We start from the raw sequence: 24923 nt of genomic DNA, 5'->3' as shown, positions 1-24923 counted from the left end.
CTATTGTTAATAGGACCCGATCAAGTTGGTCTTATGGTGCGGAGCACTCCCGTCTCCGGTGCCGGTATGTACGAAGAGGGCAAAGTCCCCCCGCACCGGCAAAATTATGGAACCCATATGTCAAAAGCTATCGTTACGCCGCTGACTCAGGCCTTGGCCGAAGGAAAACTCACGCGCGAAGAACTCAAAGGATTCATGCAACGTTCAAACGGACCGGGATTGCGCCATCTGGCGCTTTGGATCCTGTTGCTTGCGTTCACCACGACGCTGATAACACTTGCCTGGAACAGCTGGCTGATCTGGCCGGCAATGTTCCTTCAAGGCGTTGTCCTGGTGCATCATTTTTCGTTGCAGCACGAATGTGTGCATTACACTGTGTTTCGGACACGCTGGCTGAATGATTTGGTTGGTCAGATCTGTGGGCTGATCATCATTCTGCCACACCGGTTTTTCCGGTACGAGCATTGCGACCATCATACCTATACCCAACTCACCGGCGAAGACCCTGAACTTATCCCTATGCCCAAGACGATTGGACAATATCTTCTTTACCTTTCAGCCCTGCCCTATTGGCGCGGTAAGTTCACCGAAGTGTTCCGACATGCCCGCGGACGGCTGAACGAGACAGAGTTGCGCTTTATCCCCAAGGTCGAGCACAAAGCGGTTTTTCGGGACGCGCGCAGGATGCTTGCCATTTACACCGCCATTTTTCTAGCCATGGCTCTGACCGGCTGGTGGGGCCTGATCTGGTATTGGATCATTCCACTGTTTCTGGGGGAACCAGTTATGCGATTTGTGCGAATGACCGAGCATGTGGGGCGACCAACGGTTGCCCAGATGTCGGAAAACACCCGCACCAATCTGGTATCAACACCGATGGCCTTTCTGTGCTGGAACATGAACTATCACGCGGAACATCATTACGTTGCATCGGTTCCATTCCATTCGCTGCCGCGTTTGCATGAAAAGCTGAAGGATCACATTTTTGTCGAAAGAGGCGGCTACTTGGCAGCGCATCGTGACATTCTGCGGCAAATTTTGCAGCGTGAACCCGAGCAATCGGCAGAGGTTTGAGCGATGGGAAATGAGAAACCATGGCGCGACCTGATCGATGTTGCGAAGCTGGAAAAGAACTGGGTCACGCGCGTTGAGATCGGACCACGGCTAATTGCCGTTTATGATACGCCAAGCGGTGTTTTTGCCTCGCTGGCGCTGTGTAACCATGGCGGCGCTGATTTATGTGACGGCTACTTCGATGAACACGTGATTGAATGTCCGTTGCATCAGGGCGCGTTCGATGTACGAGACGGCAAACCCGTGTCAGCACCCGCAACGCGAGCAATGCGCATTTTTGACACTCGGGTCGAAAATGGAATGGTTCAGGTCAGGCTATGAATGTGTCCACATACCTGTCAGCCATGTGCGCTAGGCAAGCGCCGGTATTCCGGGAATAGCCACATATCCGTGTAATGCTTCAACCCGTCGGATCCAATTTTGAACCGACGGGTACGGGGACAATGGAATGTTGCCCTGATAAGCTAACGCTGTGTACGGGTAACAGGCCAGATCCGCCAGGGTCAGCCTGCCACACGTCAGCCAAGGGCTGTCTGACAATTGCCGCTCCATGATCTCCAGCGACGCCTCGCCCAGTGATTGCGGTCCGATCAGATCAATATCCCGTTCAAATAAAACAATCGCTCTGGCTGTTGCCATGCCGTGAAATATCTCATTGACCGAGAATGAGAGCCACTGCTGAATCTCGCCGTGTTCTTCCGGTGTTCTGGGTCCCCAATTCTCAGCATCGTATTTCTGTGCCAGGTACAACATGATTGCCGTACTGTCGCGCAGAACAAATCCGTCATCATCGATAACAGGAACCTTGTGCAGCGGGTTTATCCGCAGAAACTCTTCCTGTGTCTGGTCACAGTTCAGCAGATCAATATCGATGAGCTGATATTCAAGCTTCAGCAGCGACAACAACAATCGGACTTTGTGGCAGCTACCAGATAACTTGAAATCATAAAGACGTATCATTCGGGTCGTCCGACCTATCGTTTATCCGATCGTTTTTCGAGGCGGGCAAAGATACGGCTGAGGCCGAAACAGACGATAAAATAGAAAGCTGCTGTCGTGATCCAGGCCTCAAAGATCATACGTGAGGACGCAACAAGTTCGACGGTCTTGTATGTCAGTTCCTGTACTGAGATCAGTGACAAGATCGAGCTGTCCTTAATCAACGAAATAAATTGGTTTGCCAGCGGCGGGACCACTTTCTTCAACGCTTGAGGCAGGACTACATAGCGAAGTTCCTGTAGTTGACTCATCCCGATCGAACGCGCGGCTTCGCGCTGGCCTTTCGGAATTGACTGAATACCCGCCCGGATAATTTCCCCGACAAAGGCGCTTTCAAACAACGCCAGAACGATGACTCCGGAAACCAGCGAAGGGAAACGCCGCATTTCGCCAAAAAAGAAAGTCCAGACCTGGTTGTTCTCTTGTCGCGCGATCCCACGCGCCCAGCGTTCAAGATTTAGGGCGTCAATCAGTTGTTGGGACAGGAAAAAGAAGAAGATAAAGACGACAACAACCGGTGGCACGTTGCGCAAAAACTCGAGGTAGGTTCGGGCCAGCATCCGGATTGTCAAATTAGCTGAACACCGGGCAACGCCCAAAATAGTGCCCAACAGAAGGGCCAGAATGCCGGAATAGATACTGATGCGGACGGTGGCAGCTAGCCCCTGCAAAAGCAGGTTGGCAAAGTACTCTTCACGACTTGAATGCCAGCCGACTATATATCCAGGAATAAGCTCCCAGCGCCATTTGTAATTGAGCGTGCCTTCGATCGACAGCCAGATATACCCGAAAAAGGCAATCAAAATCGCCAGGATCAGGTAGTCGGGCCATCTGAGCTTCTTGATGAAATTCTGCACCGGGCGCGCTCCGCGTCAATCTCGGGGGCGGTGCACCCGCCCCCGGTTAGTTTAGTTACTGCGCAACCTGATCAGCCCACTCTTCGGTGGCGAACCAATAGTTGTGACGCTCTTCCAGCCAACCGGACCGCCATTGCTGTGCAATCCAGTTGTTGAAAAAATTCATGGCATCCGGATCACCTTTGCGCACCCCAAAGGCCTCACCGCGCGGGTCATAGAGATTTTCGAACGGAACGGACAACGTTTCAGGATTGCGCCCCGCTTCGCGGTTTGGAGTCGGTTGCGCAGCCATTGATGCATGCGCGTTGCCGTTTAGAACTTCCTGGGTCGAGGCCCCGTCCTCATCGAACAAAAGCAAGGTCGCATCAGGGAAGTTCTGTGCGATCACCGCAGCCGGGGTCGCACCGCGGCGGGCGGCAAAAGTGATCTCTGGTTTATTGAAATCTTCCAGTGTCATGCCTTCGGTCATCGATTTGTTGGCAAGGATGGCCAGACCTGAATAGGCGTAAGGATCGGTAAAGTTGATGGTCAGGTTTCGCTGCGCGGTCATCGACATACCTGAGATAATCACGTCGAAATTGGACGACACCAACGCAGGGATGATGCCATCCCAGGCGGTTGGAACGAATTCAACCTCGACCCCCATGTCTTCGGCCAATTTGCGCCCAACATCCAGTTCGAAGCCGATCAGCTCACCATTATTGTCACGCATCGACCACGGCACGAACAGTGAAAGACCAATCCGGATCACCCCGTCCTGCTTGATGGTTTCAATCACACTTTCACTGGACAGTTCCTGGGTCGCGCTTTGCGCCCAGCTTGAGGTCGCCAGTCCAGTCGCCACGACCGCACCCAGGGCTACCCCGAGCATTCTGCGAGAAAGCTTCATATTGGTTCTCCTTGTTGTCCGACAATTTGTTCAGGTTTATTGGTCGACGGCATATTTCTTCTCCAGATAGCTCACGCCGATCGACAGGATCAGGGTCACCACCAGATAGACCAATGCGATGGTGAACCAGATTTCGAAACTCATGTAGGTGTCAGAAATGATGTTACGTCCGAAAGTGGTCAGTTCGGCCACCGCAATCACGCTGACAATTGCTGATGATTTGATCAGATGAACGACCTCGCCGGTCATCGGCGGGAGCATGAACCGCACCGATTGCGGCAGGATGATGTAACGATAGATCTGAAAGGGGCTCATCCCGATGGATTTGGCCGCTTCCCACTGGCCCGTGGGGATGGCGTTGATCCCCGCCCGCAAAATCTCAGATATCAACGCAGAATGAAACACCGCCAGGGTCAAGATACTCGCGGTATAACGATTAAACCCGAAGATCGGACCCAGCACATAGTAAAAGAGATAAAGCAGAACCAAGAGCGGGATGTTCCGGATAAGCTCAAGGTAGCCAACCGCAACCGCTGAACCTACGACCAATCCGGACAGCCGCAATAGCGCCAACAACAATCCCAGAACGGTTGCCAGCAAAAAGGCCGTGACGGATAGTTGAATAGTGGCGACCAGACCAATCGGAATTTCGCCCCACTCGAACCCAACCTCGGTATTGCGGTACAGGAACTGTGGTACGCGGTACCACTGCCAATTATACCCCATGCCCTGAGCACCAGCATAAGAGCCATAGGCAATCAAACCTACGATGATTGTATAGATAGCGATCGATACGGGTACTGAGCCAAAAAACCTCTTAATGACCGGCGGTTTCGGCAGCGCCTGACCTGTAGGTCCCGATATGCCCAAATCGCTCATATCAGTGTTCCAGAATTTGGTTTAGGAACAAGCGACAGCGTTCGCTTGAGGGGTTGGTAAAGAACTGTTCCGGCGGCGAAACTTCGACAATTTGCCCCGCTTCCATAAAAACCATCGTATCAGCGACCTTACGGGCAAATCCCATCTCATGGGTGACGACGACCATGGTCATACCGGTCTCAGCAAGTTCAACCATCACATCCAGCACTTCGTTGATCATTTCGGGATCAAGGGCAGAGGTCGGCTCATCGAAAAGCATGATCCGGGTTTCCATGCACAGGGATCGTGCAATGGCCACCCGCTGTTGTTGTCCACCAGATAGTTGAGCCGGGTATTTATCTGCTTGTTCAGGAATGTGGACCCGGTCCAGATAATTGCGCGCAGTCTCTTCGGCCTGAGATTTTGATACCTTGCGCACCTTCATCGGTCCGATCATCAGGTTTTCAAGAACCGTCAGATGCGGAAACAGATTGAACTGTTGGAAGACCATCCCAACCTCTTGCCGTAATTCGCGGATTTCCTTTATGCCTTCATATACTTCGATCCCATCGATCACGAGACGCCCGGAATTGTGCCACTCCAAACCATTGAAACAGCGGATCAACGTAGATTTCCCCGAACCGGACGGGCCGCAGATCACCACCTTTTCACCCTGATGAACACTCAGATCAATGTTCTTAAGCGCATGAAATGAGCCATAGAATTTATCCAGGTTGGTTACCTCAATCATGGGAGAAGGTTGGTTCATGACGGGCCTGTCGTTTCGGGAGACCACACTTTCGGGTGTCCTCGTGAGTGGATGGAAGCAGAGGTGAGAAAGCTACCGCCCCGAAAAACCGTCGGGAAATTCTGTTGCCGTGGCTCGATCCGGGGATTGCCCAGATAGCAGCCGTTGGCTTGGCGATGCGATTGAGTGGAGCAATCGGGCAAGGCCATAGAATCCTCAAATCTGTTGCACGCTAATTAATATGGTTGCTTAATATGCAATATTCGTCAATAAAAAACTCAACGGGCAGGTTTTGACTGCCTAAAAATTGAGCTGACGACCAAGGGAGGAAACATAAATGTCTGCCTGGATTCGGATGATTTCTGACGAAGAAGCCGACGATCAGCTAAAGGCCACATTGGATATGGCACGCACGCCGCACGGGACGGTGGATAATGTCATGCGCGTGCATTCCCTGCGGCCCAACACAATGAAAGGGCATGTTATTTTGTACCGAGCGTGCCTGCACGATCACGCAAACTCCATACCGATGTGGTTTCAGGAAGTCATCAGCTCTTACGTGTCGACCCTGAACAACTGCCCCTACTCCTATGCCAACCACTGGGCAAACGCTCGGCACCTGATTGATAACAATGCGCGCGCCGATGAAATTGAAGCTGCGCTAAAAGCCCACCAACCGCAGGATGCTTTTGAAGGGGCACACCTTGCTGCATTGATCTATGCCGAGAAACTTACCCTAGCACCCGGAACGATGGTTGAGACGGATGCAACCACACTGAAAGATGAAGGTTGGGAGGACGGCGAGATCCTCGAAATCAACCAGATTGTGAGCTATTTCAACTATGCCAACCGTTTACTAAACGGTCTCGGCGTCACCACGGATGGGGACGTCGTGGGTTACTACGCCGACGAGTGACAGGATGTATCATGCAAGGTGACACTCCGGGAAGACAAATTGATCGCGCCATCGGCGCGTCGCTAAAAGAGCTGCGCCAAAGCCGGAAGCAATCAGCCCGCCGACTTGCCGAACAGTCTGGCATATCTGCGGCGATGGTCAGCCGCATAGAGAATGGATTGGTTTCGCCCTCGATCGACACATTGGCCGCATTGGCCGAGGCGCTTGAAGTGCCCATCGTCTCGTTGTTTCGCGAAGCAAGAACGGATCACACCGACTATACCCTCGTTCGTCACGGTCAGGGATTGAAATCCACCCGGCTGGCCAGCGGTCATTCCCATGAGTATGTCAATCTCGCGCTACATTCCCGGAAAGATCTGAGGTTTCAGGCACGCCGTGTAACCTTGCTGCGTGACGAGGGCCATCCACCAACCTACGTAGGTCACGGCGTTGTCTTTGTTCAGGCGATCGAGGGGCAGGCGGTTTATCGTTATGGTGAGGCCCGGTTCACTTTGTCGGCGGGGGACAGTATCAGCGTGGATGCCGAACTGAACCATGGGTTTGAAGAAGTTTTGACACCAGAATTTGTCTTTTTGACCGTGCAGGCCGAGCGCCCGTAATGACCTGCTGATATGGCCATTCCAGCCGAACTTGATCTGACACGCGGACCGATCTCGGCGCATTTTCGAACACTGGCAATTCCTGCCGCAGTCGGAATGCTGTTCAACACCCTCTACAACGTCGTGGACATGTTCTTTGCTGGGCTTTTGTCCACCAGCGCACAGGCCGGGTTGGCACTGGGGTTTCAGGCGTTTTTTATTGCCATATCGGTCGGCGTTGGGCTTGGGGCCGCGATGAGCGCTCTTGTTGGAAACGCTCTGGGAGCCGGCGATCATCGCAAAGCCCGTCGGCTGGCTGCGCAAGGAATGAGCTATGGGCTCATAGCGTCCGGCCTATTGGCATTGGCTGGGCACTGGTATGGTCCAGCTCTGATCCGGCTGGTGTCTGAGCCGGGCGCATATCGTGATGCGGGGCTGCGTTACTTCTATTGGTTGCTTTTGGCTCTGCCTGGGTTCTTGCTGGCGTTTGGGTGCAACGGTATCCTACAGGCGCACGGCGATGCGGTTTCGATGCAGCGCGCACTCGTGGTCGCATTTTTTGTCAATATCGGTCTAAACCCGCTGTTGATCTATGGCATTCCAGGTCTGGTTCCCGGCATAGGCTTCGATGGTTTGGCTGTCTCGACCGTCATCAGTCAGACCGGCGTCATGGTCTTCATGGTCCGGCAAGTACTCGGACGGCGAAGGATGAGGCGCATACGATTCCGAAACTTTGCCCCACGTTTGGAAAAGTTTGCCGAAATATCTGTCCAGGTTCTACCAACAGCCACATCCTTCATGGTGATGTTGCTGTCAGGTTTTGTCATGCAGTTCGCCCTGAAAATATTTGGGGAACACGCAATCGCGGGCCATGGAGTGGCAATTCGACTTGAACAGATTCTACTTTTGCCGGTGCTTGGTGTAACCGGGGCGCTGCTACCAATTGCGTCCCAAAATTTTGGAGCCCATGAATACGCGAGAGTAAGGGAAGCAGTATTTTATTGCTGGAAAGTTGGCTTCATCATGACAGCTATCGCAGCGCCTACTCTATGGATATTTGGAAGACCCTTGCTGCGGCAGTTTACTGATGACCCCGAAGTCATCCGCGTTGGAGTGAGTTACTTGCGCGTCGACAGCCTGATACTGCCTTTCTATATGATGCTTTTTTCGATCAACTCTCTTTTGCAGGCTTTGAAAAGACCGATCTGGACGGTGTGGATCAGCCTGTATCGGCAAGGGTTTGGGGTAGCCTTTTTTGTCTGGGTTTTTGTTTGGCTGCTGGGCTTTAACGAAACCGGTGTTTGGTTTGGCACCGCGGCTGCCGTTGTGACAGGATGGGCGATCGCTCTTATCGTGACCACACATGTAGCACAGCGCGAGATAGGGGGGTTTTGGGTGTTGTCACGTTAACATCCAGTCCACAAAGAAGTGCCCGTGCTCAGATTTCAAGCTGCTTGGGAGGCGACATTCCAGGCATCAAATGGATAGTGCCAACTTGTTTGCGCGTTCTGAACTGGTTACCGCTCACGCATAAAGATGCCGTTCAAAATGCCGCGCCTGAAGGGCTATCGTTTTTCCGCGAGAGATCATCGCCTAAGCCGCCTGGATTTACCATCGTTTTGCGCTCAGTACTGCTCAGGTTAAAATTCTGCGCGCAGTGTTACGGTCAGCGGTCTGAACTTGATGACCCAGCGGCGGAGGGTCGCGTAAGAAATATCGACCCCGCGCTGCAGAAGCCTCGCGCTTACTTCACGCAAGCTCGAACATAAGGCCACCCAGCCTGGGTAATGATCCGAGGAGGAAATCGGCGACGCTTGTAGGTGATGGACGATGGATTCATCGATGCCACCTACGACCAATTCCAAGCATGAGTAACCAAACAACGGTTAATGTGACAACACCTCAGAATGGGTTCCCACAGATCGATTGGATCTAATTCCGGATCGTGAATGCGAGCAAACCTTCCAATCCCCCATCTCGACTTCGGCGCCGCTTTCGATTCTGGCAACATTCAGCTCTTTGAACATCGCATCAAAGTCCGCGACGTAGAATGTTCAGAATGAAGCCCCGGTCTCCGGGATAGTAGTCGCTGTCTTTCGGGAACGTCGAAAAGATTGTCACGCTGCGCTCGCTGATCCAGGATTGCATGGTGGGCGAAGCCGGAGTTGAGGGGATTGATAGATGGGTCCCATACCATTCTGCTAGTCTAGCCGGATCATCAGATCTGAAGAAAGATCCTCCAATTCCATAAATTTGTGCAGTGTTAGATCTCCTTTGGTTAGTTTCGGTAAGGATCGTTCTTCTGGCCGATGACACAAATCGCCGGAGTGGCCCCGCCAAAGATCTCGATTTCGGTCACGTTCTCGAAACCAACAGCGTGGAGCGCTTCCTCGATGCTGGCGATCATGCGTCGCGCAGCACCCGGGCCATCCGCGTCCAGCCGTGGTTGATAGGTGGTCAGGCAAAGCCCGCCAGTAGCCAATGCTTCATATACTGCACCAAAAACCCCGTGTTTGTCGCTCTGAAACTGTATGACGTTCAGCGAGAAGATGCGGTCAAATGCGCCCGGCCAGTTAGCAAGGCGGTCGATCCCGCCCTCGATCAACGTGACTCTGTCTGCGGCACACTGTTCTCTTAGCCGATTGCGAGCCTGCCGGATCATCACCTCGGAATGGTCAAGACCGACCACCCGCCCTGACGTTACAACAGAGGCACATTTTGCGAGGGCCAGACCGGGGCCGCAGCCGATCTCAAGCACGCGGCTATCGGGCGACAGAGCCATCAAATCGACTGTTCTTTCATTTCGGAAACGGTTCGATTGCCGCGCTGCCATGATCCGTCCCGCCAACGCACCCAACAGGCCCGATGGATGCCGAAACTGTGCGACGATCTTAGGTTTCATCGACACTACGCGTTACCCGCGCGAGACATCCACAGGGGCATCGCCAGCAACCCGCCAATCGAAAGAACGAGAACGCCGAGGGCAAGCGCATGGCGATACGCCATCTCGGGAAACCCCAGAAGGTCCACCGCAAAAGCATTCCACGACCACAGGGCGGCGACACCCCGTATAAATAGTGCGACAATGACGATGCCGAGGGTCTTGCTGTGGCGTTTCGAGTGCTGAATCATGTTAGCTCCCCTTCTCCATCATGATTTCAAGCGCGTCGTTGAGACTGGCCAACAGCTGCGCCGAAGCTGCGACATCATGCGCTGCCGTGGCCTCGGCCAACGCGGCCATCGGTGCGTCTTCCCGGTCCTGCATCTCGGCAAAAAGATCAATGCCGGTTGGGGTGGGCAAATAAAGTACTGATCTCTTGTGATCGGGATTGTCCTGCGCGTGGGCAAGACCCTTCTCCAACAGGGTATTCATGTTTTTCTGCACATGCTGACGCGAGACACCTTTGGCTTTGGCGATATCGGGCACCGTTTGTGGCGCCTTGAAGATCAATGCCTGAAGGACCGCCCGCATCGACGGATTGATATCCAGATCGGCGTGCAGAGCTTCGGCAACGGATTTGAGCCGGTTGAACGCTGTCCTTATTTCTCTGATCAGCGCGGTGAGTTCTTTGTTTTGCTGCGTCACGCGGGGGCTCCGGGATTCTATTTGACAACTTAGGTGTCATTATGAATTATGACAACTTAATTGTCAATATGGTGGTGCTGCTCATGTTCACGCAAACCCATCTACTGATCGGAGCCGCAATCTTCGCGAGGCCGGGACGCACTACGGTTGCTCCGGCTGGTCTGATGGGCGCGTTAGTGCCTGATACCGATGTCTGGGCGATGTTCATGGTCGAGCGGCAGCAAGGGGCCAGCGGGTGCGAAGTGTTTCATTATCGGTACTGGGAGCAGCCGTGGACAACGCTTCAGATGCTGCTGAACTCGATCCCCTTGTATCTCGCCCTTATCGCCCTGGGCCTCACCGGTCTGATCCTGCCTGCCGTTTGGCCACGTAGGATCGCGCTGATCGTGATCGTGTTCGCCAGCTCTGCACTGCTGCATGTGGGGATTGATTTTCTGCTTCACCATGACGATGCGCGCGCGCAAAGGATGCCTTTCACGGACTGGATCTTCCGCTCACCAGTTTCCTATTGGGAACCTCAATACTACGGTCGGGTTTTCATGGTACTCGAGATCGGCTTGGGGCTCACTCTCGCCGTATTGATCGGCCTGCAGTTTCGGTCAAAGTGCGTGTGGGCGGCGGTTGCAATTGTGTCGCTTGGTTACGCAGGGTCGGTTGCCGCTGGTCTGGTGTCTGGTGACGACCACGTGCGGGGGCCAGGGTCCTGCGAAATCCTCGAACTGGATGCTGCGTCAATGCTCACGGCCGGTGCAGGCAAGTCGATGATAGGCGCGCACGGAGATGGCCATGATTAAAGATCATTTCATGCGATGGCGTTGGAAAATGTGGGGCGCATGGTGCATCCTTGCGGCTACCGGCGTGGCGTATGGGGTTTTCGCTATCGCAGCAAGTATTGGCCTTGCTGAAACTGACAAGATGCGCGCGCTGCCGTTGCCATTTCAAATCCATGCTCTGGCTGGCGGAATCGCATTGATCGCCGGGATAATGCAGTTCAACCCTGCGATACGAACCCGTTTCATTCGCGCGCATCGCTGGGGTGGCCGCATCTACGTCTACAGCGCATGTCTGGCGAGCATCGCGGCGGTACTCAATGCTGCATTCTTCGATGTGAGCTGGGCCGCGAGATTGTCGTTTTTCCTGCTGGGATTCTTTTGGCTTCTGTCCACGATTTTCGCATACAAGATGATCCGGAAACGCAATATTTCTCTCCACCGTGAATGGATGTTGCGAAGTTATTTCCTGGCGTTTTTCTTCGTGACATTCAGCTTCTGGGTGCCGGTCCTGGCAGGCGACAGTCAGGGAACAGGCACGGCATATTTCATCGCTGTAGCGATGAGTTGGGTCCCCAACCTCCTACTTGCAGAAGTATGGATTCGAAGAACGCGCAAGAGAGGCAGAGCGTCAACAAATTGACCGAACGCGAGGTTTTGTATTTTGCCAAGGAGCCGATATGCGTCGGAAGCGCAGCGTTTGTCAGAATGGGCTCTTTGCGATCATGCGGCAGTGCAGATCACCGCTTCGGAGGAAGACGCCCGTGCCGACGTTGACGGCCCAGAGCCGACATCCCTCAGCCAACTTACATGCTGCGGTCGCAGCCCGCATTACTGCCCTTCGCCGCGAGTGCAAAGCCAGAAGGCCATTATGCTCACTGTTTGCGGACGAAGCGGTCATGTCGAGGTATTCCTCGAATGGCCGCTTCACTAGATTGGGTCCGATCAAGTGAACCTGAGCTTAGGCGTCCGCTGCCTCACTGCGGGTCATGATGATCTCGCGGGTGATCTGCCAGCGGCCATCCTCAAGCACGAAGTCGATGCTGAGTGAGATGAGCTGATAGCGACCGGTTGCATCGTTCTTTCGGCTGACGACGATGTGGCCATGCGTGTCGTCAGCTTCGACCAGGTGATACTTCACCCAAGGGTTGTCGTCTTTCAGTGCGCCCATGTTGTGTTTGATGAACTCCATGAATCCGGGTTTGTCGTTGCGCATCAGGGTGCCATCGTTCAGCAGAAGATAGGTCTGCATGTCGCGGTGATAGAGGTTGTCGAGCACTTCGAACGAATGCCCTGAGACGCCGTGGCTCAGCCCGTCCAGTGTCTCTTTGACAGCGGAGGCGTTGGAGTGGTTTTCGGTCATAGCCATTGAAATGGTCCTTTTGGGAAAAGGTGGTTTGGCGCGAGCGATCAATCGGTCGCGTAGTTGCTGAACATATCCAGCACGATCTGCCAGTTATCGTCTTCGCTTTCGCGCTCCAGGACGTAGATGTATGATCCTTCAAGCTGGAAGCCCTGACTTTCGACGGCGGCGCGGGTTATGCCTTTCATGACCGCCTGCGTGCCGTCGTCAGAGATGAACAGGTCTTCGATCGTGTGTGACAGCTCGCCTTCGTTCTCGCTCATGAAAGTGATGGTCTGACGCGGAACACCGTCGCGGCCTTGCGCTGGAGGTGTCGCTGGCGCGATCCAGAACGCATCTTCGTCATAGAGGGCAATGAGCCCGGCTGCGTCATGGGTTGCCGCCAATTCATTGAAACGATCATTGAAGGCGATCAGGCTTTCCCGTGCTGCGCTTTGTGCAGCGGTTTCGGCGAATGCGGGCACTGCCAGAGAGGCAACGAGGGCAATAGTGAAGAGAGCGGATGTCAAGCGCATAAGCTTGTCCTTTCGGTTTAGTGTATTGATTTTAGGGAGTTAGAGGGAGCTTGCCTTATGCGGCGCGCGTCCCCCGGATTGGGTAGTTATTCTCAGGGTTGCGGATAAAGCGCAGACCGCCAAGCAAGGTTTTCAAGTCTGGCCGAGCGAATGGCGCGTTGGAGATATCCGTGACCTGCACCTGACCATCTGCGTTCACGATAAAGATGCCGGGTTCTGCGAAGGGTTGATCCGTTTCCGCTGCCGACCGAGGATCAGACACATAAAGCCCAAGTTCGTGCATTTGGTTGAGGCTCAGATCATACCCAACCGGATAGCTTGACTGCATCAGTGCGATCTGGTCGGTCGCCTTGGATTCAGGGTCGGCGGAGACCGCGACAACATCTACGCCAAGAGCGTGAAATTCTGTCAGCAGGACTTCCAACTCCTTCAAATAGCTTGTGCACATCGGGCAATGCTTACCTCGATAAACGACGACCATTTGCCAATCATGCCCTCCATGCGGAGCACCGAGAATAAGGTCACCCCCGCCTAATTTGGGCACTGTGATTGCGGGAAACTGTGATCCAGCAGGTGTTTTTCGTGATGACATTTTTCTTGTCCTTGCGTTTTGTGATGATCGTTATAAAAATACCAAAAGCGAAACGTCAAGGAATTTTGTAATGATTGTCACAAAAAAAGCTGGGCGGCCCAAAACCTTCGACCGGGACGAAGCCCTCACCAAGGCCATCGGCGTGTTCTGGAAACAAGGTTATGAAGGCGCATCGATGAAGCTGTTGACAGATGAAATGGGGATCAACAGTCCCAGCCTTTATGCAGAGTTCGGTGACAAGCACGGCCTTTACTTGGAAGCAATCAACAGCTATGCGACGAATGATGCCTGTGCGCCCTTGGTCGCATTGGAGACCGTGCCCGATATTCGGCAGGCTGTTCGCGCCTTCTTTGAGGCTGTGATTGACTACTCAACGCACCATGACAGTGGGGCAAAGGGGTGCTTTCTTGTTTCTTGCGTCGCGACAAGTGCTGGGCACGTGGACGGCACCGCCGAATTGCTACGAGACGCGATCATATCGACAGATAAGCGCATCACGGCCCGCTTTGATCAGGAAGTGATTAACGGTAAGTTGCCGCAGCGTTTTCCGAGCGTTGATCGTGCCAAAATGATGTTCGACCTACGGCAGGGCATGGTGTTCCGGGCACGTGCCGGATTCTCAGATGACGACCTGGCGGGCGACATAGATAAGTACGTGAACTCTGTTCTAGCGAATTCCGAAAGCTGACTTTGGTGCAAAGCGCAGCATCGGTAACTCTGGGCTCAGAGTGGACCTAGGAGACAGCGCAGCAACCTTGGCACAAACCAAGTTTCAGTCTTTAAAGTCGGCCCTTAGCCGACATCTATCGGCTTGTCTCGATGCTGCAGTCCAGCCCGCTTAGCTGCCGTTCGTCGCGCGTGCAAAATCCTGTAGAACGGTAACTCACAGTCTGCGGGACTTTGCTGACCTTGATGATTTTGACTCGAATGACTGCTTTTTTCTAACCAAGTGAAAAGATGCACCCAGAAATTTGTTGTTAGAAGCTAGGTTTGCTGGCTCTCCGTCGCTTGTGGCTGGATGAACAAAGTACGATTGCTTGCACTCAATTTCATGTGCGGCTCAGAGGAATTTGCCTCAATAACAGCACGCCTTAGTAGATCCGACACCTTTTAGAACCAATATCCATCCAAAGATCATCGAAACGGAATCCTTGCTTCTCCGATTGTCTCGATAAGCGGTGCTAAGTGAGATTCGTAGTTTCGCCATTTCTCCTTTGACGAGCTGTATAATGGCTGGCGCACTTGCTGAACACTTGCAGTGCGGACACGTCGTGCCCCTTTGTAAAACTCGAGACAACGATTATCCCACTCAAGGCCACAATATGCTATCAAGCGTCGCGCTTCGAACTCGATATCATCGATAAGGCTCTCATAGTGAATGGTGTGAAAGCTGCCGGCGGGGAGAACTTCCTTCCAATGCTGCATAACGCGCACATAGGCATTAAAGTATCGACCCAATTCGATCTGGTCGTAGCTGTGGAGCTGACTGCGCTGAAACACTCGGGTGAAGCAGGACAGACACGTATCTAGCGGATTGCGCGCGACATGCACGATCCGCGCATTGGGCATGATCGCATGAATCAGGCCAACCATCAGAAAGTTCGCAGGCATCTTATCAACGATATAAGGTTTACCAGGAGCGTGCGCATCGAGCCGCTGGACATATCGTTGGGCGCGTTTTGAAAGCTCCTGATCCGAGAGAGCCGCAATTAGACTTCCAGTTTTCTTGTTTCCACCGCGCAGTTGATCGGTGAAAAGTTTGTGCAAATAGTTAAGCTCTCCGGCTCCGAATACGTCTGAATGGCTGGCGAGGATGGACTCCGTCAGCGTCGTTCCAGACCGCGGCATGCCAACAACAAAAATTGGCTGGCTGCTGTCCACCGAGCTCTGGTGAAGTTTTTCGATCAGTTCCGGTGTAAAGGCCGTGATCAGGTCGTCTGCCGTTTCCTCGATTTGATCGGCATCAAAATCGATAATGCTGCGCTTTATTGCAGCCCCTTTTGCAAAATGCTCAAAAGCGCTGTCGTAGCGCTTGAGGTCCTCATAACATTTTCCCAATGCGTAGTGATACGATACCGATTGTTCAGGAAGCATCTTGTCGGCTTCAGGCAACGCAGCTACAAGACCCTGAAAATCAAGGTTGTCTTCGGTAACTTTATCCAACTTAACCAACGCGATCTGCGCATTCAAACGCGCTTTGTCCCTTTCTGCGGCCTTGTTGAACCAGCTGCGGGCAGCGTCAAAATTGCCCTGCTCCATCTCCAGATGGCCCAATGCGATCATTGTGGCCGAGAAATCCGGTTTTAGCTCAAGGGTCTTCTCGTAGTTGGCAAAACCGGCCTCGAGGTCGCCAAGGTGCGATTTGCAAACGGCTATATAGTGATATGCAGGCGCGTGGCCGGGGTCTAAGCGCTGCGCTTTTTCTGCCTCGACAAGGGCAAGTTCATGCAGGTTTTTCTCGATCAGGACCTGCGCAAGCCCGACATAAGCTTCGGGCTTTTTTTCATCTAGCGAAATCGCATTTCGAAAACAGCATTCGGCTTCGTCCCATTCGCTCTGCAAAACGTGTAACCGTCCCCGATTGCGGTGCAACTCTGCGGAAATATACCCCTTGCCAAGACAGTCATCTGCAAAATCTCTAGCTTCTTCTAGCTCCTCAGCTTCTATCATTACAGAAATGAGATTGTTGGCACTCTCGAGATAGTCCGGGCGCAAATCTAGCACCCTACGATAGAACGAGATTGCCCCTTCCCTGTCCTCTTTGTCGCGCGCGATTGATCCAAGATTATTCAGCGCAGCAATCAGATCTGGATTAAGGGCCAGCGCTCTCTTCTGAGATGCCTCGGCTTCGGATAGATCCCCCATATCGTAATAGGCAAGCCCAAGGTTTGAATGCGCATTTGCAACCCCCGGGGCAAGCTGGACTGCACGTTTGCCAACCCTGATCGCTTCTTCAGGTTTTCCGTTCGTGCGTAACACCTCGGTGAAGTTCGACAGGAACCCAGCATTGTCCGGCTGCAATCGGATCGCTTCGCGCATAGCATTTTCAGCTGGCCCGCTTTGACCGGTTTGAAACGCAATTACGCCAAGAAGTTGATGCGCTGGCGCGTATTCGGGCGCAGCCTTGAGCACTTGGTTCAGAACATTGACAGCTTTATTCAAATGCCCTGTATCGTAGGCCTGAACTCCTTGGTTGTAGGCCTCACCGATGGATAATGTCTGGTTTTTAGGCATTCAAGTAGCTCCGGGCTGGCGCATGACGACAGCCTGATCTCAAGCGCCGTCAAGTCGCCACATTGTGTTGCAGTTTTCCTACGAATTTCCAACAGCAATAGGTCATCCTATGCAATGGAAAATTGGTGGATTGCATACATGTTAACGATTTATTAACGGGTCGTAAGCGGAGCCGATTGCAAAAACGCGACGAGTTTCGAAAAAAAACAAGATAATCTAACGGGATAGTAAATGACTAATAATGAGTCGAGGGCGAACGCCCCCAAGCTCCGCGGGGGGCGTATTTTCAAGTGGAAAGGCCAAATTGTCAGCGCGGCTCCAGCTGCGTTGCTGGCGCAAGTATCAATGGTTGCCCTGATGGCCGGGGACGTACATGCGGATACGATCTCGAATGTGGTGACGACACCTCAGGTTTTCTCGACCGATGCGGATCACAAAGTAACGGCAAGCGGCGCGATCGAGATAACTTCTTCCACCGCTGCAGCTTTGACGATCACGACAGATTATTCGAGCACGTTCACGAATAACGGGACAATCTCGGTCACGGCAACGGATACCGATACTGCGACGGCACTTTTGCTGGACGGAAATTTGCAGCAATCCGGTGCTTTGGTGAACAATGGCACCATTTCTGTAGATGTCACCGGGTCTGATCCTCAGGATATCTATGGCTTGCTGGTGAACGGTGACGCCGACGGGGTAATCCAAAACACCGGAACGATTGATGTCGACGTGTTGTCCACGGATGGCGATATCGAGGCCTGGGGTATCTACGTTGACGGTGACGTTTCTGAAACAGGTAAGATCGTCAACACCGGGACGATCAAGGTTGATGGGCTGATCACCGACGGAAGCACCGCATCAATCTACGGTATTGCGGTCGACCGCGACGTCGCGGGTGTGATCAGAAACAGCGGCACGATTGATGTCCGCGCCAGATCATTCGCCGATGATTATGCTTATGCCTGGGGAATTTACGTGCAAAGTGACCTGGAAGAAACCGGTCAGATCGTGAACTCGGGAACAATCAAATCGGTTGCCATATCGACCAGTGACAGTACCGCGTCTGCCTATGGGATCGAAGTCAATGGCAATGCGCACGGTGTGATCCGCAATACCGGCACATTGGAAGTATTGGCCTCTGCCCCGTCGACCTATGAGGCGATTGCCTATGGAATTTTGGTCGATCGTGACCTGTCCGGTCAGATCGATAACAGCGGTACCATCGAGGTAACCGCAATCGGTGTTGAATCCGACGCTTCTGCTTTCGGCATTTACGTCGATGATGACGTATTGTCCGGCGCGTCCGTACATAACAGCGGTACAATTGAGGCCTTTGCCAGCGCGGATACCGATGACGTTGCATATGCGGGCGGGCTTTACCTTGAGGACCTTGTTGACGGGATCGTGGTAAACTCGGGCACGATTACGGCCACTGCTTTGTCTCTCAACACCGCGGACGAGGCGACCGCGACGGGCATTTATGCCGGGGATGACGTTTCCGGTACAATTCGCAACTCGGGCACTATGACGCTTTTCGCAGAAGCTGCCGAAGATTCTGCAGAAGCCTCGGGGTTTTATCTTACCGATGACCTAAGCGGCTCTCTGGCAAACTCGGGTGAGATTACAGCGACTGCGATTTCGCATGACACCTCTGCCGAGGCCTATGGGATTTATGTTGATGAAATCGTAACCGGTGACATCAAGAACACCGGAAGCATCACCGTCACCGCCAATGGTGCGCAACAGAATGGTGGGCCACCGCCAAACGCATCCGAGGCATTCGGCGTGTACGCCGGCGACATGCAGGGAACGTTCTCGAACACGGGCCCGATTACCGTGCACGCGACCGGCAGTTCCGGCACCCGTGCAGCCGGTATTCAATTCGACAATTTCGACGGAACGATTCATGATCTGGGGACCATCAGGGTTTCGGGGAATGATGAGGTCTACGCCGTCTACCTTGGAACCGGCACGGGGACGCTGAATGTCGATACAATGGACGACGTTGAGGGTCTGATCCGCGTTCAGGACCATGACGTGAACCTAGAAGCCAAAGGCGGCAGTGGCGTGTTTGCGTTCGAAGATGCCGCGCCGGGTACGGGTACCTTCAAGACCACCGTGTCTGACGGGCAATCCGCCTGGTTCGTGCAGGACAAGGGCGGCGCGGCCCCGATCTATTCTGTGGTCGACGGCAATGACATTGCACCATCGGGCGATGTCGCGGCCTTCTTCGGCAGCATTGTCGGCGGCAGTGGCAATGCGCTTAGCTATGGTCAGGGACCGCAGGTCGCGCAGGGCGCAACTTTCGCTGGTTTCCGGCCCTTCGCAATGATCGACGCCCAGTATCGAGAGTTCGAGAGCGGCTCGAACGATGACACGGACGTGACGATGTTCAGCGGAAGCGCCGGGTATACGGGGCAGATGGACAACGGAGTGTCTCTGGCTGTTGCCATGGGCGTGTTCACTTCGGATGGTGACAACAGCACCACTGATTTTGACACGAATGGCTTCTATCTTGATGCCGCAGTGGGCCGTCAGTTTGGTGCCTACACGCTGGATGCCGGATTCGGCATTGGTTGGCTCACGACTGATCGTAGCCGGTCGATCTCGGGCAGCTCTGACGCCAAGGCCGACTATAACAGCAGGCTGTTGACCGCGAACATCGGGGTCGAGCGTGCATTCGACGTCAGTGACGATTTCGGTTTGCTTGGTTTTGCCAGCGCCCGTTACACCAACCAAAAGGATGACGGCTATACCGAGACGGGGTCAACTGCGAATGCCACCGTCGGCGATATCACCACCGAAGTTGTCGAGGCCCGTTTGGGGGTCGAGGCATCAAAGGACCTTGAAAACGGCGGTGTTCTCAGCGGTCAGCTTGGCGGCGTGTTGCGGCGCGACCTAGGCAGTTCCGAGGGCGACGTAACCGTCTTCTCTCAGACCGAGTCTCTGGCCTTTGCGTCAACCGACTTTACCGGCGCCAGTGTCGTGGTCGGATACGAGCAAGATCTCATTCAGGACATGCGGCTTGAACTGACGGCGGAACAGGAAATCGGCAGCGACGCTCAGGGGCCATTCCTGCGCGCCGGACTTCGCTGGTCGTTCTAGATCTAAAGAGCACTGCGGCACCCGGAGCGGTGCCGCAGAAATCGGCTCCAAGCTGAACTATGTCGGGCTCTGTTGCAAACTTTTGAGCATGGTGAGCTGATTGAGCGATCGCATCGGTGTTAACCGGCTAGTTCGGCGCATTGTTTGAATGGACAGACTCCTTGCGTGAGTTGACCTTTCCTGATCATGTGCGCAGTTTCGATTCCAGCTGGAGTTGCTGATGCTGAAAGCGCTTCAGAATCCACTTATGCGTTCTATGAGCCAGTACATCGATACCGACCCGATGCCATAGGCTGTAATCACAGTCGCCCTTTGGCTAACTGGACGTGCCATCAACCGCCAGATCGCGACAAGAAGAGCCAAGGCCCCGACAAAACTCAACTGGCCGGCCTCGACGCCCAAGTTGAAGGCAAGCAAGGCCGCAGGAATATCGTTTGAGGGTAGTCCGATATCGGCCAAAGCGCCTGCAAAACCAAGGCCATGCAAAAGCCCAAACCCGAAACAAACGATCCAGGGCTTCTGCTTTGAAAGTCGGAAACGCCCGTCGCCACCCTTAACAATTTCCATCGCCAGAAAAACAATAGAAAGCGCTATGATGGCCTCGACCGGCGGACCAGAGACATTCAGAAAACCTAGCGTTGCCAGTGCCAGTGTTATTGAATGCGCCAGTGTGAATGCTGTGACTGCTCCTACCAGTCTCCACGGATCACGGACCAGAATAAACAACGCGAAGACAAACAGCAGATGATCCCAACCTTCCAGTATGTGTTCAAAACCCAACTGGAAATACGCGGTGAAAACAGACCATGTGGTCTGTTCAGAAGGTATGTTCTGAACGGCCGCCTCTGGTGTGAACCGAAGCGTCGTGGGCTCAGCCTGCAGGGGCTGCACACGGACCAATACGTCGTTCTTTTGAACCTCCAGACCTTCTATCTGGAAGGGTTGGCCCGCAATATCCCTGCGGCACTCGATAACCCAGGAAGAAACCCATGCTCTGCCATCGGAAATTGGGGTAGGGCCGCGCGCCGGGGTGCAACCATCCGGCGCCATGACATCGATCGCCATGGGTTGACCATTCACATCGGGTTTTCGCCAATGAACGCTCCAGGTGCCCGATGTGATTTGGCGAATTTCCAAGTACCCCGGATCAAGCGCATGCGCCGAGGCATTTCCTGCGACCCACGCAATCAGCAACGCAATCAGTAGGCCAAATACAGCTTTCATTTGGTTTGACCTGAGAGAGCCGGCACTATGATCTCATAGTTGGCAGCAAGAATCTCATATTGCGCCTGCGCCAGATCTTCGCTCATCACGCGACGCCAATCCCGCAGCACGGCATCGTGAATTTCTGACAATGGGGGTATTTGGCTAGGTTCGATGTCTTGCACCTGAACCAGATGGACCCCGTAACCCGACTGGATCGGGCCAGCCCACTGACCTTTATCCAATGTTGTAAGACCCTTGGAAAAGCCAGATCCAAAGACCGAGTCTATCACTCTGGTCGCAGTCAAGGGCATAGATGCGGGCAGCAGTGTCGAGGCGCCCAGGTCGGAAACCTCATCTCCCGCGCGCAGGGCGGCCAATACCCTCTCGACTTCAGCTTTGTTTGGCTCCTCACCAACAAAGACCTGAATGAAGGCCAGCTTGCTGGGCGTCGCATAGCGTTCCGAGTTGTTTTGCAAAAAGGCCTCTAAATCTTCGTCTTCCGGAACAACAGACGTGGCAATCGCTTCGGTCAGGAAATCCATTTTTTGACTGAGACGAGACCGGATCACAGAGTCTCCGCGATCAAGGCCAAGCTTTCTTGCTTCTCTGACCAGTACCTCTTCGCGAATTGTTGCATCGGTCAAAGCTTGCAGCTCGGCACCGCTTGGGCGCCGTTTCCACCGTGCTTCAAACTGATCAGACAAAAGCGCGATATCGTTTTCGTTGATTGTTATTGTCCCAAAATCTTCGACAGTCTCATTTTCCGGCGCAACCAATTGGAACCAAATGAAAATAGATGCTCCAATCAGGAAGAAATGGAACAGGGGTTCTTTCAATATTCGCATGAAGGCTCCTGCATGAAACGCGCTCTGGTTTTACGTATCGATGCTGACATCAGTCGATTGAGCATTGCAAGAAAATCAACGCGACGCACAAATCAATCGTCTGGTGAACGGACCGAGGTAAAGGCTTCTACCTCGGTTGCCAACGCCGTGATCGGCAGTGTTACTCTGCCGGTGTATACCAAATCGGGGAAGAGTAAGCGCGTTCCTGATGTGTAAGCACCGCGTCTTCGGGCAATTCGGCGCCAAGTCTCAGCTTATCGTAAAGAATCCAACGCGGTGTTGGAATTTCGATCGCACGTACGTAATAAAATGCGCGTGCATTTGGATCGAATTCAGGATCAGACCAAACGGTTACAAGTTCGGCAGTTCCAATCGTGTTGGTCCAACTGGCGGTTTCAACATCTACTGTGTTTCCAACCGCAGGAACCTTGCCGTTTTGGTCAGCAACACGGTTGTCCGACCACGCCACATCGTAAACCTTTTCCTGCAAGGCACCTTCAGAATCCAGCCAACCCTTTACCACCTGCACGCGATCCAGATTGGCACCAACCGGGTCGCGTAGTGCAGCGATCAGGAATGCGGGCGCACCTTCACCCTCGCGAGGTCGCAGATCCGAGCCCATCGGAACACCTTTGGTGTAGCCCACATCTGCAAGGAAGCGTGTTTCAACATCCGCGTCACTGAAACCCCAACCGCCAAAGAACCGCAGGCCGATCCGAGGTCCGGTGGTTGCATAGGTTTCGCGTCGCTTGAACGCATCGAAGATTGCAGCGCGAGTATTATCGGTCGCCCAAACTGCCGTGTATCCCGATGCGACAAGAAGGTCGCCAGGAATTTCGCCAAGGTCATTGGCGATGAAAGGATGCTTTATTCTCGTGGCCGATGGTTCAACGCTGACGGATTTTCCAAAGAAGTTGTCTTCTTCGGCAGTTGCCAGAGACGTATGGCTGTCCGTTGCTCCGCCCATGCCGAACTTATATGGGTTAACGCCGAACTTTTCTTCTAACAACAAACCGCGCTTCAAAGCTTCTCGGGCGTATTCTCCAGCCAGCATGTCATCGGTTTTCAGCTCGGTTATGTCGAGGTTGCCGACGTCCCAGTTTTCGTAATCCGCGAATTCATCATCCGGACTCAGGAAGGGGTGCGCTTCACCGTCGCCCTTGATCTGAGTGACTTCGTAGTGGGGTTCCCATTTGGCGCGGGCGGCCACATATTCCTCGTCGACCTTGCCACCGTGATAGGTGTCTTCTGTCGGGAACATCCACCCGTTCGAAAGGTTGCCGTTATGGGCGAAAGCTACCGCCCGACCGCCCGTTTTTTCTTGATAGTCTTCCAGCCATGCATATAGCGCCTTTGGGTCGGTATCACCAAAGGGTGGTTGCGTGACCGGCGGCACCATCTGAAGCGCCCTGATCGGCCCATCACGCAGCATGACGTTTCGATGCAGATTGAAACCCTTGGGTACAGAGGTCCATTCGAATCCGATGAACGCCGTGAAATTGCCGGGGTCGTTATGTTCTTCCGCAGCCAGAACGATTTGCTCCCAAGTAAAAGCAAAAGCGTCAGCACCCGGGCTGTAAGATTCCAGAAGAACTTCTGGCAGGGTCATTTGCGAAAAGTTGGTGATGATGTCGAACGCCGCTTTGCCGGCCTCTTCGCCACCTGCCTTGTAACCTTCGTACCATTCCAAACCTTTTGGATCCGCAAGGACGCCCGGCTTGCCAGCCTGAAGGTCCGGGGCAAATCCCATTAGGTCAGTGTGATCCGTGAGAACCATCCAGTCCAGAGGCCGGGCCAGTCTCACTGGTTGACCCGTGGAAGAAATGACCTGTTCGCCTTTTGCAAAGCGCCAAGCTTCATCGGGTAACAGTGTGTTCCCGAAAGCACCTGCATCCAGCGAAAGTCCGGTGTGAAGATGCGAGTCTCCCCACAGCGGGCGCTCAGGGAAAGTCCGGTTCGCATATGGTGAATACGGCTGCTTTGAGAACAAGCCTTCCGCCGCTTCTTCGCTAGGAACAGCGTCGGCAAAGACCGTCGATGATGCCAGCCCCAGTGAGATAGAATAAACAAAAGCTCGAAGCATATAGACCTCCCAACTCAAGATCGCCCGGTGGTGCCCGTGACTTACATCTCAAGAATTAATATTCCTATTTCTCTATATAACATCAATTTTCCATTTGTGGGAATACTCAGCTCTCGGCTTTGTCACGATGATGCAAGTAGGAGTGTGGCTGCCGAAGTTGGTCTGAAAATGACTCGATAAGTCATAGCCTCGATTGTTGGGCTCAACATTGAGAACGGAAGCTTTGGAGAAATTGCGGTTTGAATTGGCGAATGTCCATCGTGAGCCATGTATGCACTTTAGCAAAGTCGGCATAGCTGCGCTTAGATGACATTCTCGGCTATCGCGGCATGGATCATTTTGGGCTCAAACTCGACGTCGGATGCGATGCAGCATCCAGTGATATGCTGCACCGGTCAACGTCGGGCTGTCGAAGTGGGATGGAATGGCGGTTCGGAGGATCAGTCATGGAAACACCAAACTTACCCGCCATTCGCGCGCTTCGCCCAGCCTGAAACAAGGGCCGGATGGAACAGCCTGACTTCGTGACCCAAACGGCCGATCTCGCGCCCCCAATAATGCGCACTGGCGCAGGCCCCCATTGCAACCACGCAACACGGCAATTTGGCAAAGTACTCGAGGACCCGGCCCCTGCGCAGTTTCTTCTGAAGAACCGGGTGACCTGTTCTAGCCGCTCCGTGCACCTGGAACACATTCTTCGCC

At 53.6% G+C, this 24923-nt stretch carries 24 protein-coding genes and 2 pseudogenes; 9 read left to right on the top strand and 17 right to left on the bottom strand.

Features of this window, described 5'->3' with window-relative positions; translation table 11 throughout:
* Positions 1–117: 117 nt before the first annotated feature.
* Together AC2FLG_RS03155 and AC2FLG_RS03150 are read left to right on the top strand one after the other, a co-directional pair.
* Positions 118–1074 carry a fatty acid desaturase family protein gene (locus AC2FLG_RS03155; protein ID WP_496702245.1) on the top strand — a complete coding sequence of 319 codons (957 nt, stop codon included), beginning with the start codon at positions 118–120 and terminating at the stop codon, positions 1072–1074.
* Positions 1075–1077: 3 nt separating this feature from the next.
* Positions 1078–1395 (top strand): non-heme iron oxygenase ferredoxin subunit, encoded by a 318-nt coding sequence (locus tag AC2FLG_RS03150; protein ID WP_496704951.1) that lies wholly within the window; start codon positions 1078–1080, stop codon positions 1393–1395.
* Positions 1396–1425: 30 nt separating this feature from the next.
* Here the strand turns inward: AC2FLG_RS03150 and AC2FLG_RS03145 are convergent, their stop codons facing one another.
* From AC2FLG_RS03145 to AC2FLG_RS03125, 5 genes are read right to left on the bottom strand one after another with little or no spacing between them, the layout of a single operon-like run.
* Positions 1426–2034 carry a glutathione S-transferase family protein gene (locus AC2FLG_RS03145; protein WP_496704950.1) on the bottom strand — a complete coding sequence of 203 codons (609 nt, stop codon included), beginning with the start codon at positions 2032–2034 and terminating at the stop codon, positions 1426–1428.
* Positions 2035–2048: 14 nt separating this feature from the next.
* Positions 2049–2930: an amino acid ABC transporter permease gene (locus AC2FLG_RS03140; RefSeq protein ID WP_496698220.1), complete on the bottom strand. Its 882-nt coding sequence runs from the start codon at positions 2928–2930 to the stop codon at positions 2049–2051.
* 55 nt (positions 2931–2985) lie between these two features.
* Positions 2986–3819 (bottom strand): transporter substrate-binding domain-containing protein, encoded by an 834-nt coding sequence (locus AC2FLG_RS03135; protein ID WP_496691480.1) that lies wholly within the window; start codon positions 3817–3819, stop codon positions 2986–2988.
* Between the two features lie 36 nt (positions 3820–3855).
* Entirely contained in the window at positions 3856–4698 is an 843-nt protein-coding gene (locus tag AC2FLG_RS03130) for an amino acid ABC transporter permease (RefSeq protein WP_496691479.1), read from the bottom strand.
* Position 4699: 1 nt separating this feature from the next.
* Positions 4700–5428, bottom strand: a complete 729-nt coding sequence (locus tag AC2FLG_RS03125) for an amino acid ABC transporter ATP-binding protein (RefSeq protein ID WP_496691478.1) — start codon at positions 5426–5428, stop codon at positions 4700–4702.
* A gap of 334 nt (positions 5429–5762) precedes the next feature.
* On the opposite strand from AC2FLG_RS03125, the gene AC2FLG_RS03120 reads away from it, so the two are divergent.
* From AC2FLG_RS03120 to AC2FLG_RS03110, 3 genes are read left to right on the top strand one after another with little or no spacing between them, the layout of a single operon-like run.
* Positions 5763–6341, top strand: a complete 579-nt coding sequence (locus AC2FLG_RS03120; RefSeq protein ID WP_496691477.1) for a carboxymuconolactone decarboxylase family protein — start codon at positions 5763–5765, stop codon at positions 6339–6341.
* Positions 6342–6352: 11 nt separating this feature from the next.
* Positions 6353–6940: a helix-turn-helix domain-containing protein gene (locus AC2FLG_RS03115; RefSeq protein ID WP_496691476.1), complete on the top strand. Its 588-nt coding sequence runs from the start codon at positions 6353–6355 to the stop codon at positions 6938–6940.
* A gap of 12 nt (positions 6941–6952) precedes the next feature.
* Positions 6953–8329, top strand: coding sequence for an MATE family efflux transporter (locus tag AC2FLG_RS03110; protein ID WP_496698212.1), 1377 nt, complete (start codon positions 6953–6955; stop codon positions 8327–8329).
* An 868-nt stretch (positions 8330–9197) separates the two neighbouring features.
* Here AC2FLG_RS03110 and AC2FLG_RS03105 read toward each other — a convergent pair.
* From AC2FLG_RS03105 to AC2FLG_RS03095, 3 genes are read right to left on the bottom strand one after another with little or no spacing between them, the layout of a single operon-like run.
* Positions 9198–9821: a class I SAM-dependent methyltransferase gene (locus AC2FLG_RS03105; protein WP_496705358.1), complete on the bottom strand. Its 624-nt coding sequence runs from the start codon at positions 9819–9821 to the stop codon at positions 9198–9200.
* 5 nt (positions 9822–9826) lie between these two features.
* A complete protein-coding gene (locus AC2FLG_RS03100; protein WP_496704947.1) occupies positions 9827–10051 on the bottom strand; it encodes a hypothetical protein in 225 nt (74 codons plus the stop codon).
* Between the two features lies 1 nt (position 10052).
* Positions 10053–10505, bottom strand: a complete 453-nt coding sequence (locus AC2FLG_RS03095) for a MarR family winged helix-turn-helix transcriptional regulator (protein ID WP_496691472.1) — start codon at positions 10503–10505, stop codon at positions 10053–10055.
* 83 nt (positions 10506–10588) lie between these two features.
* Between AC2FLG_RS03095 and AC2FLG_RS03090 the strand changes: the two genes are divergently transcribed.
* Together AC2FLG_RS03090 and AC2FLG_RS03085 are read left to right on the top strand one after the other, a co-directional pair.
* Positions 10589–11299: a hypothetical protein gene (locus tag AC2FLG_RS03090; RefSeq protein ID WP_496704946.1), complete on the top strand. Its 711-nt coding sequence runs from the start codon at positions 10589–10591 to the stop codon at positions 11297–11299.
* Positions 11292–11918, top strand: a complete 627-nt coding sequence (locus AC2FLG_RS03085) for a DUF2306 domain-containing protein (protein WP_496704945.1) — start codon at positions 11292–11294, stop codon at positions 11916–11918. The genes AC2FLG_RS03090 and AC2FLG_RS03085 overlap by 8 nt, the downstream gene beginning before the upstream one ends.
* 318 nt (positions 11919–12236) lie before the next feature.
* Here AC2FLG_RS03085 and AC2FLG_RS03080 read toward each other — a convergent pair whose 3' ends face one another.
* The 3 genes from AC2FLG_RS03080 to AC2FLG_RS03070 are packed head-to-tail and all read right to left on the bottom strand — an operon-like array spanning position 12237 to position 13745.
* Positions 12237–12644, bottom strand: a complete 408-nt coding sequence (locus AC2FLG_RS03080) for a nuclear transport factor 2 family protein (RefSeq protein WP_496704943.1) — start codon at positions 12642–12644, stop codon at positions 12237–12239.
* Positions 12645–12685: 41 nt separating this feature from the next.
* Positions 12686–13153 (bottom strand): YybH family protein, encoded by a 468-nt coding sequence (locus AC2FLG_RS03075; RefSeq protein WP_496691468.1) that lies wholly within the window; start codon positions 13151–13153, stop codon positions 12686–12688.
* A gap of 55 nt (positions 13154–13208) precedes the next feature.
* Entirely contained in the window at positions 13209–13745 is a 537-nt protein-coding gene (locus tag AC2FLG_RS03070; RefSeq protein WP_496691467.1) for a redoxin domain-containing protein, read from the bottom strand.
* On the opposite strand from AC2FLG_RS03070, the gene AC2FLG_RS03065 reads away from it, so the two are divergent.
* Positions 13699–14433: a TetR/AcrR family transcriptional regulator gene (locus AC2FLG_RS03065; protein WP_496704941.1), complete on the top strand. Its 735-nt coding sequence runs from the start codon at positions 13699–13701 to the stop codon at positions 14431–14433. The two genes, AC2FLG_RS03070 and AC2FLG_RS03065, sit on opposite strands and share 47 nt — an antisense overlap.
* A 446-nt stretch (positions 14434–14879) precedes the next feature.
* Here AC2FLG_RS03065 and AC2FLG_RS03060 read toward each other — a convergent pair whose 3' ends face one another.
* Positions 14880–16979, bottom strand: coding sequence for a tetratricopeptide repeat-containing sulfotransferase family protein (locus tag AC2FLG_RS03060; RefSeq protein ID WP_496704940.1), 2100 nt, complete (start codon positions 16977–16979; stop codon positions 14880–14882).
* A gap of 231 nt (positions 16980–17210) precedes the next feature.
* Here AC2FLG_RS03060 and AC2FLG_RS03055 point away from each other — a divergent pair, with 231 nt between their 5' ends.
* Positions 17211–20087: an autotransporter family protein gene (locus tag AC2FLG_RS03055; protein WP_496704939.1), complete on the top strand. Its 2877-nt coding sequence runs from the start codon at positions 17211–17213 to the stop codon at positions 20085–20087.
* A 119-nt stretch (positions 20088–20206) separates the two neighbouring features.
* Here the strand turns inward: AC2FLG_RS03055 and AC2FLG_RS03050 are convergent.
* The 5 genes and pseudogenes from AC2FLG_RS03050 to AC2FLG_RS03030 form a co-directional block, all read right to left on the bottom strand.
* Positions 20207–20314 (bottom strand): annotated as a pseudogene (locus AC2FLG_RS03050) (IS6 family transposase); the annotation flags it as partial.
* Positions 20315–20321: 7 nt separating this feature from the next.
* A complete protein-coding gene (locus tag AC2FLG_RS03045; protein ID WP_496704938.1) occupies positions 20322–21311 on the bottom strand; it encodes a HupE/UreJ family protein in 990 nt (329 codons plus the stop codon).
* Complete coding sequence (locus AC2FLG_RS03040; protein ID WP_496704936.1) at positions 21308–22138, bottom strand: peptidyl-prolyl cis-trans isomerase; 831 nt, start codon at positions 22136–22138, stop codon at positions 21308–21310. The genes AC2FLG_RS03045 and AC2FLG_RS03040 overlap by 4 nt, the downstream gene beginning before the upstream one ends.
* A gap of 160 nt (positions 22139–22298) precedes the next feature.
* The gene (locus tag AC2FLG_RS03035; protein WP_496704935.1) at positions 22299–24221 is read right to left on the bottom strand and encodes a DUF3604 domain-containing protein; all 1923 of its coding nucleotides are present in this window, start codon (positions 24219–24221) and stop codon (positions 22299–22301) included.
* 476 nt (positions 24222–24697) lie between these two features.
* Positions 24698–24923, bottom strand: a pseudogene (locus AC2FLG_RS03030) (IS110 family transposase); the annotation flags it as partial.

It is taken from the genome of Ruegeria sp. CDSA193, assembly GCF_059611885.1.
The sequence above is the reverse complement of the archived record's forward strand: the minus strand, read 5'-3'. Positions and strand labels throughout refer to the sequence as shown.